The organism is Streptococcus oralis, from assembly GCF_019929345.1.
Lineage (GTDB): Bacteria > Bacillota > Bacilli > Lactobacillales > Streptococcaceae > Streptococcus.
The window spans coordinates 37,124-49,661 of the sequence record NZ_JAHZPJ010000003.1 but is presented as its reverse complement, the minus strand read 5'-3'; the positions used below and the strand labels follow the sequence as shown (position 1 = coordinate 49,661).

Below are 12,538 nucleotides of genomic sequence, written 5' to 3'. Positions count from 1 at the left end.
GAAGTTGGAAAGGATCCCTCTATCTATTCTCACTTTTTATATCCCAAAAGTTCCCCCTCACTCTGTTGAGCAAGCGGTTGCAATTTATCTATAAACTCATCCGAACAGACAAAGCTATTCTTTCGTCTTCTCCCATCCAGACTATACTGTCGGTTGTGGAATCGCACCACATCAGCTTGCGCTCGCGGACTTATTTGGCCAAGATATTTTAGATTTACCTGGGCGTCGCAGTCGAAGATAATACTTAAAGTATATCGAGACAAGACAACGACGAGAAAGCTAAAATAGCTAGTCAAATTTACCGCCGGTCGGGAATTACACCCTGCCCTGAAGACCCTCTAATCATAACAAAAAACGCTTGCAAGTGCAAGCATTTTGTTTATTTCAATTTGTCCACTTCATAAGTGTGAACAAGCTCCAAACCGGCAAAATCTTGCTGGCGAAGAGCCTCATAGACAATCACGCAGACCGTATTGGAAACATTGAGACTGCGGACATGTTCATCATTCATGGGAATACGGAGGGCCTTCTCAGGATGTTCTCTCATAAAATCCTCTGGTAAGCCCTTGTCTTCACGTCCGAAGAGAAAATACTGATCTTCACCACTTGCCAAATTCGCCTCAGAATAGACCTTTTCTGCAAATTTGGAAATCAGGTAGACTTGCCCTTTCATCTGAGACATAAAGTCTGCCAAGTTATCATAAAAATAAATCTCAAGCTTATCCCAGTAATCCAAACCAGCCCGCTTCATCTTGCGATCATCAATAGGAAATCCCATCGGTTTGATGATGTGGAGAGGAGAATTGGTCGCAGCGCAAGTACGCGCAATGTTGCCTGTATTTTGTGGAATCTGAGGTTCAAATAAAACAATGTGATTTGTCATGACTGGCTTCCTTTTATCATTGCAAAAAAATAGCCACACTGCCCGGAGTCAAGCTCAGCAAACAGCGTGGTTAAGGCATCGTTAACTTACCTCACAACAGGTTTGAAGTAAATCAGCGAAACTACTTTCTTAGTATAACACTTTCAGAATCAATGTCAATAGAAACGACTTGATTTTTTTTACTTTTTTTAATGATATTTTCATGTTTGGTCATTCCATTTCTGAAAAGGGATAGTAAAAGAGTAAAATCACTTCAAATCAGAGACCTTGTTATAGAAGTTAAGTATATTTATCTTCAAAAACTTGAAAAAGCCCTTTCTCCCCCTAAAAATCGCCTTGGCAAGTGCATTTTTTGCTAAAAAAGGGTATGATAGTTACATCATGAAAAAGTAGGTTTTTTATATGAAAATTGTCCTTGTTGGTGGAGGGAAAGTCGGTTTTGCCCTCTGTCGTTCACTAGTTGCAGAAAAACATGACGTTGTCCTCATCGAGCAAAATGAAGCTGTACTGAACCATATTGTCAGCCGCTTTGACATCATGGGACTCCTTGGAAATGGTGCCGACTTTGCCATCTTGGAGCAAGCCGGTGTTCAAGAGTGTGATATCTTTATCGCTCTAACTGAATACGATGAAGTGAATATGATTTCAGCGGTACTGGCTAAAAAAATGGGCGCTAAAGAAACCATCGTCCGAGTGCGAAATCCTGAATACTCTAATGCTTATTTTAAAGAGAAAAATATTCTTGGATTTTCACTTATCGTTAATCCAGAACTCTTAGCAGCCCGTGCCATCTCAAATATCATCGATTTCCCTAATGCCCTCTCAGTGGAGCGTTTTGCTGGAGGTCGTGTCAGCCTGATGGAGTTTGTTATCAAAGATTCTAGCGGCCTCTGTCAAATGCCAATCTCAGACTTCCGTAAGAAATTTGGCAACATCATTGTCTGTGCTATGGAGAGAGATCATCAACTCATGATTCCAAGTGGTGATGTCACTATCCAGGACAAGGATAGGATTTTTGTTACGGGAAATCGTGTGGATATGATGCTTTTCCACAACTATTTCAAATCGCGTGCAGTGAAAAGCTTACTTATCGTCGGGGCTGGAAAAATCGCTTATTATCTACTTGGCATTTTGAAAGACAGCCGTATCGATACCAAGGTCATCGAGATTAACCCTGAAAGAGCCCGTTTCTTTAGTGAAAAATTCCCAAATCTCTATATCGTTCAGGGAGATGGGACTGCCAAAGATATCTTACTAGAAGAAAGTGCTCCTCACTACGACGCAGTCGCAACCTTGACTGGAGTTGATGAGGAAAATATCATCACCTCTATGTTCCTTGACCGTGTTGGCGTCCATAAGAATATCACCAAGGTCAACCGAACTAGCCTCCTAGAAATCATCCATGCGCCTGATTTTTCAAGTATCATTACACCAAAAAGCATCGCGGTAGATGCCATTATGCACTTTATCCGTGGTCGAGTAAACGCCCAATACTCAGATCTTCAAGCCATGCACCATCTAGCAAACGGACAAATTGAAACTCTCCAATTCCAAATCAAGGAAGCTAATAAAATGACTGCCAAACCTCTTTCACAGTTAAAATTGAAAAAAGGGGTTCTCATCGCAGCTATTATCCGAAAAGGAAAAACAATCTTCCCTACTGGAGAGGATACACTGGAGGTCGGAGACCAGTTACTGGTAACTACCCTGCTACCAAACATCACCAAAATTTATGATTTGATTGAGAGGTAAAAAATGAATAAAAGTATGATTCGTTACCTCCTCTCAAAACTTCTCTTGATTGAGGCTATTCTACTCCTAGTGCCTGTGAGTGTAGCGACCTATTATCAAGAATCCAGCCAAGTGTTTACAGCTCTTTTTACTACGATTGGAATTTTAGTCCTTCTCGGTGGTCTAGGCGTTTTACGAAAACCGAAAAATCAGCGGATTTATGCCAAGGAGGGTGTCTTAATCGTTGCCCTCTGTTGGATTCTCTGGTCTTTCTTTGGAGCGCTTCCCTTTGTCTTTTCAGGACAAATCCCAAGTGTCATTGATGCCTTCTTTGAAATTAGTTCTGGTTTCACAACTACAGGAGCGACCATTCTAACAGATGTCTCGGTTCTCAGTCGTTCTCTCCTCTTCTGGCGAAGTTTCACCCACTTGATTGGAGGGATGGGGGTGCTTGTCTTTGCGCTTGCCATTATGGACAATGCTAAGAATAGTCACTTAGAGGTGATGAAGGCAGAGGTCCCTGGTCCTGTCTTTGGTAAGGTTGTATCCAAACTGAAAAACACTGCCCAGATCCTCTATCTCCTTTACCTCGGGCTCTTCTCCCTCTTTGTCGTCATCTACTATTTAGCAGGTATGCCCTTGTTTGATAGCTTTGTCATCGCTATGGGAACAGCGGGAACCGGGGGATTCACCGTCTACAACGATGGAATTGCCCATTACGGCAGTTCCCTGATTACCTATCTTGTCAGTTTTGGCGTTCTGGTTTTCGGTGTCAATTTTAACCTGTATTACTTCCTCATGCTCCGTCGGGTCAAGGCCTTCTTTGGAGATGAAGAACTACGAGCATATGTAATCATTGTCCTAGTTTCTACCGGCTTGATTACTCTTAATACGCTCCACCTCTACCAAGGTGTCTCTAAAAGTGTTGAAATGGCCTTCTTTCAGGTTTCCAACATCATCACGACAACAGGTTTTGGTTACGGAGATATCACCAACTGGCCTCTCTTCTCCCAGTTTATCCTCCTCTTCCTCATGGCAATCGGTGGCTCAGCTGGCTCAACCGCAGGTGGTCTCAAAGTTATCCGTGGACTCATCCTTACAAAAATTGCCAAAAACCAGATTTTGTCCATCTTATCCCCTCACCGTGTCTTAACTCTTCATGTCAATAAAACGGTGATAGACAAGGATACTCAGCACAAGATTCTTAAATATTTTGCCATCTATATGATGATTATTCTCTCTCTCATCTTTATCGTCAGTCTTGATAGCAATGATTTTCTAGTCGTGACCAGTGCGGTCTTCAGCTGTTTTAACAATATCGGACCGATTCTAGGTACAACCTCTAGTTTTGCCATCTTTAGTCCCATCTCTAAAATCCTCCTCTCATTTGCAATGATTGCAGGCCGCTTAGAGATTTACCCAATTTTGCTACTCTTTATGAAACGTACCTGGTCTAAACGTTAATTACAATACAATCCCCCTTTTACAAGCTAGTAAAAGGGGATTTTTTCTATTAAAAATGAGAAGACCTTTCGGTCCTCTCCTAATCTGTTTATTTTTTAAGAGCTTCCTTGTAACGAGAAAGTTCTGCTTGATTGGCCCAAACATAGTGACCTGGACGAATCTCCACCATAGACGGCTTGTCTGTCTCATAATCATGTTGATCAGGATCGTAAACTTTCAAGACCTTCTTGCGTTCCAAGATTGGATCTGGAATCGGCACAGCAGATAGAAGCGCTTGAGTATAAGGGTGGACAGGATTGTTAAACAACTCCTCTGTCTCCGCCACTTCGACGATAACCCCCTTATAGATAACCGCGATACGGTCTGAGATAAAGCGAACAACTGACAAGTCATGCGCGATAAAGAGATAGGTCAAGCCCAACTCTTTTTGGAATTTTTTGAGCAAGTTTAAGACCTGTGCACGAACAGATACGTCCAAGGCAGAGATTGGCTCATCCGCAATAACGAAATCAGGCTCCATCACAAGGGCACGGGCAATCCCGATACGCTGACGTTGACCACCAGAAAACTCGTGTGGGTAACGGGTCAAGTGTTCTTTCAAAAGCCCAACTTCATGAATCATCTTTTGAACTTTTTCTTTTCGATCTTCTTCGTCTTTGAACAAGTGATAGTTGTAAAGACCTTCAGAGATGATATAGTCAACTGTCGCACGCTCATTCAAGCTAGCTGCAGGGTCCTGGAAAATCATCTGGATACGACGAATCAAGTCTGATGATTCCTTGTGAGATTTTTTCCCATTAATTTTCTGCCCATCAAAGATAATCTCTCCTTTACTGGTATTATTCAAACCAATAATGGCACGACCAATCGTTGTTTTTCCACTACCAGACTCACCAACAAGAGAGAAGGTTTCTCCTTTGTTGATAAAGAAGTTGGCGTTTTTAACCGCGACAAACTTCTTACTTCCTTCACCGAAGGAAATTTCTAAATCTTTAATTTCTACTAATTTTTCAGACATTTCCTTCCTCCTAGTCTTCTAGATGAGCAAAGCCCATTTTATCACGAATCTTGCCATGCAAATCTGCAATGACCCCAGGTTTTTCAACTTTAGGAGCATTCTCATGAAGCAACCAAGTCTTAGCCCAGTGAGTATCAGTGACTGAAAACTGAGGCGCTTTCTGTTCAAAGTCAATTTGCATCGCATAATCTGAACGAAGAGCAAAGGCATCACCTTTCAACTCAGTATAAAGAGACGGTGGTGTTCCTGGGATAGAGTACAATTCCCCTTTATCATCAGCAAGCTGAGGCAAGCTAGACAAGAGACTCCAAGTATAGGGATGACGTGGGTCATAGAAGACTTCCTCAACAGTTCCGTATTCTACACTTTCACCAGCATACATAACCGCTACTTTATCGGCAATACTTGCTACCACACCAAGGTCATGGGTGATAAAGATAATGGTAAAGTGGTACTCATTTTGCAAAGTTTTAAGCAAATCAATGATTTGCGCTTGAATAGTTACGTCAAGGGCCGTTGTCGGCTCGTCACAGATCAAGATATCTGGACGGCATGCAAGGGCAATCGCGATAACGATACGTTGACGCATCCCTCCAGAATATTGGAAAGGATACTCCTCGAAACGTTTTTCAGCGTCTGGAATTCCGACCTTGTTCATATAGTCGATTGCCATCTCTTTGGCTTCATTAGCTGTTTTCCCTTGGTGTTTAACGATCACTTCAGTGATTTGGCTACCGATTGTATTGATTGGGTCCAAACTTGTCATAGGGTCTTGGAAGATAGTCGCAATCTTAGCACCACGAATCTTCTCCCATTCCTTGTTAGAAGTAAGAGCAGTCAAGTCTTGTCCACGATAGTCGATGCTTCCTTGGGCAATACGTCCATTGTCTTCTAACATCCCTGTAAAGGTTTTTGTTAATACAGATTTACCAGAACCGGACTCACCTACCAAGGCAAGAACTTCTCCTTCAATCAGATCTAGAGAAACTCCTCGGATAGCCGTCAGAACTTTGTCACGAACGTCAAATTCCACGACAATATCGCGAGCAGTCAAAATTACATCTTTTCCTTTTATCATGTCTACTCCTATCTATGTGTACGTGGATCACTAGCATCCGCTAGGTTTTGACCAACAACGAAAAGAGATAGGGATACCAAGATCAAGGTTGTCAACGGAATCCAAAATAAGTAAGCGTTGGTCGTAACGTTTTGTGAGTAATCTGAGATCAAACGTCCCAAACTTGGCACTGTTACAGGCAATCCCAATCCAAAGAAGGAAAGGAAGGCTTCATAAGAGATGAAGCTTGGCAACATCAAGGTCATTGTAGAAACAATAACAGATACCAATTGTGGCATGATGTTTTTAACGATAATTTTAAAGGTTGGTGTTCCAAGTGTTTGAGAAGCAAGGTTGTATTCCAAGTCACGGTAACGCATGATTTGGATACGAATCATATAGGCAATCCCAATCCAAGTTGTGACACTCATGGCAAAAATCAAATTCCAAAAACCAGCACCGATTGAGTAAGTCAAGACAATGACAATCAAAAGCGATGGGATATTTGAGATAACATTATAAACTTCCATCATGACACGGTCAACGGATTTTGAAATCCCCCAAATCCCACCAACAATAACCCCAATTACAAGGTTGATAAAAGTGGCAATTACAGAGATGAGAATCGAGTTACGCGCACCAAACCAGACCCCATCAAACAAGGATTTACCATTGCTATCTGTTCCAAACCAATGTTCAGCACTTGGTGCTTTAAAACGCGCATTAAAGTCATTCACCTTACTTACATCATTAAAGTCAAAATCTGAGAACATTGGGTAAATAAAGCTCATCAAGATAATGGAGACCAAAATCCCCAACATGACAATTGTTGATTTTTTCTTTAGAAATTGTCTAAATACAGAACCCCAGTATGAATAGGCAGGAGCATCAATTGTTTCAGAGGCAAAATCGTCACGTTTTACGAACTGAAATTTTTCTTTATCGATTGTTGACATTATTTGCCTCCTTTCTCTGTCAATTTAATACGTGGGTCAAGCATTGTCATCCAGATATCTCCTATAAGTAGAGAGAAGATAGAAATACACGTAAAGATGAAGACGAGACCAACTACCATCGAGTTATTTGATGCCTTAACAGAGTCAATCAGCATTTTACCCATACCCGGGAAGGCGAAGACCGTTTCTGTCAATGTTGCACCACCGATAACCCCGATTACGGCACCAGGAATACCTGAAACCAGTGGAACCATAGCATTTTTAAAGATGTGTTTATTCGAAATTTCTTTTTCAGACAAACCTTTGGCACGAGCAAAACGTACGAAGTCCTGAGATTGCAAGTCGATCATGTAACGACGGATCCAGATAGCTGTACTTGGCGCACCCAATAGACCTAGAATGACTGCTGGCAAGACGTAGGAACGCCAATCTCCAGCCCCCAAGATAGGAAATGAGTCAGGCAGACCAATAGATGATCCAATCAAGCGCACGATGTAAACCAAAGCGATCGTTGGAAGGGCAAGCAAGAAGGTTAGAGCACCTGTCGAGAAGCTATCAATCCAAGTATTCTTGTGGCGAGCCATAGCAGATCCAAGAGGAATGGCAATCGCATAAGAAATAACCAAACCGATCAAACCAGCAACAGCCGAGCTTGCAATCATAGATGGATATTGGTAATTACTTTCTGTGGCTGTATATGGATCGTCCTTACCATAGTTGGCTACCTCACGCGCGTCTGCTTGACTTGGAGATTTGTAGGTACGAGAGTAAATATCTACAGATGAAGTCTTTTTACCCATAGGGAATTGAACTTCTGATGTCTTAGTTTGTCCCTGACCTTGTGTGATAACTTGAAGCACTGGTGTGTTTGCATAAGTTGGATAAGAATCTCCCAAGTTAATGTTCACAAAATTTTGGTGTACAAATGGGAATTGATTGTTGAAATACAAAAGGTATTTATGTTTTGTTCCTGAACCAACCAATGACCAACCGATAGCAGGATCATTTTCGAAACGAAGATAACGTTGCAAGTTTGGATTTTCAGGGTCTTGAATCTTGTTTGTATGATCAATATCAATCAAGTTTGAATAGAATTTGAAAACACGTTCAAAAATCGGAATTTCACGCGTAGCATAGAATTGACCACTTTCTGAGAATACACCGAGTGTCCAACCATTCCCAAGTTGGTTGATGTATTTTTCGTAGATTGCCTTGTTAGTATCATTGGCATCCACTGTTACAGACGAGTCCATTGTACTCGCTCTTTCTTGTAACTCCTTGGTATCGTAATACTCAATATAGCCCATCCGCTCATAAACGGTATTTTCATAATCATCCCGCTTATCAGCTGTAGTTGCAATCTTGTTATAGTTGGTATCCTGCTTGAAAATTAGTTTCCGAGGAACCATCGTATAGATAATTGTGTAGGTCAAAGTTGTCACCAAGAAAATAGACAACAATGAACGCAATACACGCATAAAAATATATTTCTTCATATCGTTTCCTTTTAAAATCCCAAAAGAACCTTCTCCTCATGGAGAGAAAGTTCTCTTGAGAGTTATTTATTTAACGTGATTAGCCAATTCTTTTTGAACTTTTTCGTTTGCTTCTTTTTTCTCTTTGAGCCATTTTTCACGAGCTTGTTCATATTCCGCTTTTGTTACAGTCTTACTTTGTAATTTAATGTATTTGAAGTAAAGGTCTGAACTCTTATCTCCTGATTGACTATATGGAGCCGTGAATGGTACGACACGAGAAATGAATGGTGCTGCACCACTACCAGACATAGCAGGAATAAAGAGAGAGCTATCTGTCAACCAAGCTTGAGCTGCCGCGTATTTTTCATAACGAACATTCAAGTCTGTAGTTTCTTTAGCAGCTTCGTCAATCAACTGATCGTATTCTTTCAAGCCAACTTTGTCAACCGCTGGGTTATCCGGATTATCAAATCCCATATATGTTTTGGTTTGGGACTTGTTTGTTGATTTGAGGATATCAAGATAAGTTGATGGGTCTTCATAGTCTGGATTCCATCCAACGGCACCTGAAAGATCCCAGTCCTCTGCTGCTGCATTTGGTGCATGGTATGTGATATTCATTGCCTCATCTTTAGAAATTTGATGAATATCAATGACTACGTTTTCTTCTCCAAGCACTTTTTCAACTGTCTGTTTGAAGGATTGGATACGAGCAACATACCCTTTGTTTGTTTGATCTACTGGAATATCCAAATGGATTGGGAATTTCACGCCTTCTGCTTCCAATGCAGTCTTAGCTTTTGCTAGTTCTGCTTTGGCTTTATCGGCGTTGAAGAGTCCATCTTGACCATCAGCTAAGTTTACGTTTTTCCATTCATCACCATAAGCTGCCATCTTTTCAGTCACCAAGTCACCAAAGGTTTTTTCACCTGCTGAGACAAAGTCTGGTTTGACAAAGAGATTACGAACGGCAAGAGGAGCTGCTTCAGTACCATTGATCTGTGCTGAATAAGCTGTACGGTCAAAAGCAAAGTTCAAAGCCTGACGGAAGTCTTTGTTAAGGAGGGCTTTCTTAGTTGATGTTTTTTCCTCGTCAGTTGTTTTGGCAGTATACTTGTAACCTTGACGATCAATGTTTACACCTAAACCAGCGATTCCTGGTCCAGCTGGTGTATAGTAGATATTGTCCTTGTAGTCTTCTGCCACTTTAGAATAGTTTGAACTTGTAGGGAAGAGACGAGCATAGCTATAAGCTCCACTTGTAAAGTTGCGTTCAAGAGATTCTTGGTCGGAACCATCATAGAAAGCAAGGGTAACTTTGTCAAGGTGAACATTGTCTTTATCCCAATACTGTTCATTCTTAGCGAATTCGATAGAAGATTTAGCTGTTAAACTTTTCAGCAAGAACGGACCGTTGTAAAGCAAAGAAGTTGGATCTGTTGGTTTAGCAAAATCATCTCCTTTTGATTTTTCAAATTCCTCGTTTAATGGCCAGAAGATTGAGTAGGACATCTTAGAGTTCCAGTATGGTTCTGGCTGGTTCAAAGTATACTCAAGAGTATAGTCATCAACTGCCTTAATACCTACTGTAGAAAAATCCTTTGAATTTCCAGCTTTATAGTCAGCTAGACCTTTAACTGAACCTTCTGCTAGATAAAGCGCTTCTGACTTTTTATCTGCTGCGTGCTTCAAGCCATTTACAAAGTCTTTCGCTGTTACTTCAGCGTACTCTTCTCCATCAGAGGTAAACCATTTGACACCTTTACGAATCTTGTAGGTATAAGTCAAACCGTCTTTTGAGACTGACCAGTCTTCTGCAACTGCAGGAGTCAAATTCCCATATTTGTCATTTGTAAAGAGACCATCGATACCATTTGAAGTGGCAACTTTAGTGCTTTGTTTCCCTGAAATGAGGTAATCCAATGTTTCTGGGTCAGATGAATAAACATAACCAAAAGTTTTTGGTGCTGCTGAATCAGATGATTTTGAAGAACTGCAAGCAGCTAATACTCCTGTTGCTAATAAAGCAATACCTGCTGCAACAAATACTCTACTTTTTTTCATATTTTTAACTCCTCTTGAAAAATTTAGGCTTACTGGAAATTATAACATATATCTTCTAAAAAGTAAACGAATTTTCAGAATATTTAGGCGTCCATCTACAAAAAACTTTCATTTGTCAAAATTATTGCACTCTTTGTTTGTGTCTACGAAAAATACTTTCTCGTTTATCTCTCCTTAAAACGATATTTGTACAAGTTTTTCTCACCTCCTCGATAATAAACCGTTTTTTAAAATTGGATTTTCGATTAAGAAAGTATTGACGTAAAATGATTTTCAAGGTATAATATTAAACGTTGAGGCGGTATAGCCAAGTGGTAAGGCACGGCTCTGCAAAAGCTTGATCGTCGGTTCAAATCCGTCTACCGCCTTTCAGTACCTGAATTAACAGGAATTAACCGAATGAAAAGCCCGAAAAACGGGCTTTTTTGTTATCCCTAATAGATAGGGATAGCTGTATCTACCATATAGATTTACAAAAAGCAGTGACTTGAGTCACTGCTTTATTCTGTTTCTTCTTCAGGTTCTAATTCTGTGATTTGGACTTTTACCTTGGTAACACGTCCATTTTTCACCTTATCATTAGTCAAGACGATTTGTTTGTTTTGGCTGACCAGTTCATAACTGATTTTTTCAGTTGTTGGAATCGTGCCGACACCTGTCAAATAATAACCGGCAATGGTATCCACATCATCGCTTTCTAGTTCAACACCAAAGTAGTCGTTGAAGTCGTTAAGATTCATGGTTCCCTGTGCAATATAGGTATCTTCACCGATTTGATGGACTTCGATTTCTGCTCTGTCTGTTTCGTCATCAATTTCGCCAACGATTTCCTCTAGGAGGTCTTCCAGAGTTACCAAACCAGCCATACCACCGTATTCGTCTAGTAAGATTGCCATTTGGTTTTGGGTATTTCGAAGCTCTTTAAGGAGGTCGTCCACAAAGATGGTCTCAGGCACAAACAGTGGCGTTTGGAGGATTCGTTTCCAGACAATATTTTCAAAGCCATCTGCATAGGCGGCGTTTAGCAAACGTTTGGTATGAATCAAACCGATAACATTGTCTTTATCACCGTCATAAACGGGAATACGTGAGAAATTTTGCTTCAAAATGCTTTGGATAATCGTTTGGCTGTCATCCTGAATATCTACCATAAAAGCATCTGTACGAGGCACCATTAGTTCACGAGCCATCAGTTCATCTAGAGAAAAGATTCCCTGTAGCATTTCAATCTCATCTGCATCCAGTGTTTCTTCACTATTGGTGAGCATGTACTCTATTTCATCACGTGTCATCTTTTCATCAGCATCATCAAAGGTCATTGGCGTCACACGACTCAACAAATTAGTTGAAGCAGATAACAGCCAGACAAAGGGACTTACAATCTTTCCAAGACCAATAATAATTGGTGCTGTTCGAATCGCCAAAGCATCTTTCAAATTGAGGGCAATCCGCTTAGGATAGAGCTCACCAAAAACAATGGAAATGTAGGTCAAGAATGCCAAAGAGAGGAAACTTGCAATAGCGTAAGCTGTTTCTCCGTTCCCCATCCAAGAGGCAATTTCGCGTCCTAGAGTTTCTGCTAAACTAGCCCCTGATAAGATAGTAATTAACGTGATACCGACTTGAATCGTTGATAAAAAGTGATTAGGATTTTCAAGTACCTTTAGCAAACGGATATAACGTTTATCTCCTTCTTCTGCTTTTTGTTCTACTCGGGCACGATTTAGTGACACCATAGCCATTTCTGTAGCTGAGAAAAAAGCATTTAAAAAGGTCAATACAACTAAAAGTACAAATTGCAGTAACAAATCCTGACTGCTCGGGTCTTCCATGGTCTTTCTCCTAAAATAGTATCTTGTGCTCCATTATATCATAAATAGGCGTAGG

At 40.7% G+C, this 12,538-nt stretch carries 9 protein-coding genes, 1 tRNA gene and 1 riboswitch; of the genes, 3 read left to right on the top strand and 7 right to left on the bottom strand.

Annotation, left to right across the window (positions count from 1 at the left end; translation table 11 throughout):
* Positions 1 to 120: 120 nt before the first annotated feature.
* Positions 121 to 339: riboswitch (FMN riboswitch) on the bottom strand.
* Positions 340 to 379: 40 nt separating this feature from the next.
* Entirely contained in the window at positions 380 to 883 is a 504-nt protein-coding gene (locus K1I97_RS03425; protein ID WP_223331275.1) for a tRNA (cytidine(34)-2'-O)-methyltransferase, read from the bottom strand.
* Between the two features lie 402 nt (positions 884 to 1,285).
* Here K1I97_RS03425 and trkA point away from each other — a divergent pair, with 402 nt between their 5' ends.
* Complete coding sequence (gene trkA / locus K1I97_RS03420; RefSeq protein ID WP_129326398.1) at positions 1,286 to 2,635, top strand: Trk system potassium transporter TrkA; 1,350 nt, start codon at positions 1,286 to 1,288, stop codon at positions 2,633 to 2,635.
* Between the two features lie 3 nt (positions 2,636 to 2,638).
* Positions 2,639 to 4,078 (top strand): TrkH family potassium uptake protein, encoded by a 1,440-nt coding sequence (locus K1I97_RS03415; protein ID WP_223331274.1) that lies wholly within the window; start codon positions 2,639 to 2,641, stop codon positions 4,076 to 4,078.
* 88 nt (positions 4,079 to 4,166) lie between these two features.
* Here the strand turns inward: K1I97_RS03415 and K1I97_RS03410 are convergent, their stop codons facing one another.
* The 5 genes from K1I97_RS03410 to K1I97_RS03390 form a co-directional block, all read right to left on the bottom strand.
* A complete protein-coding gene (locus K1I97_RS03410; RefSeq protein WP_084971095.1) occupies positions 4,167 to 5,096 on the bottom strand; it encodes an ATP-binding cassette domain-containing protein in 930 nt (309 codons plus the stop codon).
* A 10-nt stretch (positions 5,097 to 5,106) separates the two neighbouring features.
* Positions 5,107 to 6,174: an ABC transporter ATP-binding protein gene (locus K1I97_RS03405; protein ID WP_223331273.1), complete on the bottom strand. Its 1,068-nt coding sequence runs from the start codon at positions 6,172 to 6,174 to the stop codon at positions 5,107 to 5,109.
* An 8-nt stretch (positions 6,175 to 6,182) separates the two neighbouring features.
* Entirely contained in the window at positions 6,183 to 7,109 is a 927-nt protein-coding gene (oppC, locus tag K1I97_RS03400; protein WP_223331272.1) for an oligopeptide ABC transporter permease OppC, read from the bottom strand.
* A complete protein-coding gene (locus K1I97_RS03395; protein WP_223331271.1) occupies positions 7,109 to 8,605 on the bottom strand; it encodes an ABC transporter permease in 1,497 nt (498 codons plus the stop codon). Before K1I97_RS03395 ends, oppC begins: the two co-directional genes overlap by 1 nt.
* A gap of 66 nt (positions 8,606 to 8,671) precedes the next feature.
* Entirely contained in the window at positions 8,672 to 10,651 is a 1,980-nt protein-coding gene (locus tag K1I97_RS03390) for a peptide ABC transporter substrate-binding protein (RefSeq protein WP_223331270.1), read from the bottom strand.
* A 297-nt stretch (positions 10,652 to 10,948) separates the two neighbouring features.
* On the opposite strand from K1I97_RS03390, the gene K1I97_RS03385 reads away from it, so the two are divergent.
* Positions 10,949 to 11,019 (top strand) — tRNA-Cys (locus K1I97_RS03385).
* A 132-nt stretch (positions 11,020 to 11,151) separates the two neighbouring features.
* Here K1I97_RS03385 and K1I97_RS03380 read toward each other — a convergent pair.
* On the bottom strand, positions 11,152 to 12,483 hold the full coding sequence (locus tag K1I97_RS03380) for a hemolysin family protein (protein WP_223331269.1): 1,332 nt from the start codon (positions 12,481 to 12,483) through the stop codon (positions 11,152 to 11,154).
* Positions 12,484 to 12,538: the final 55 nt, after the last annotated feature.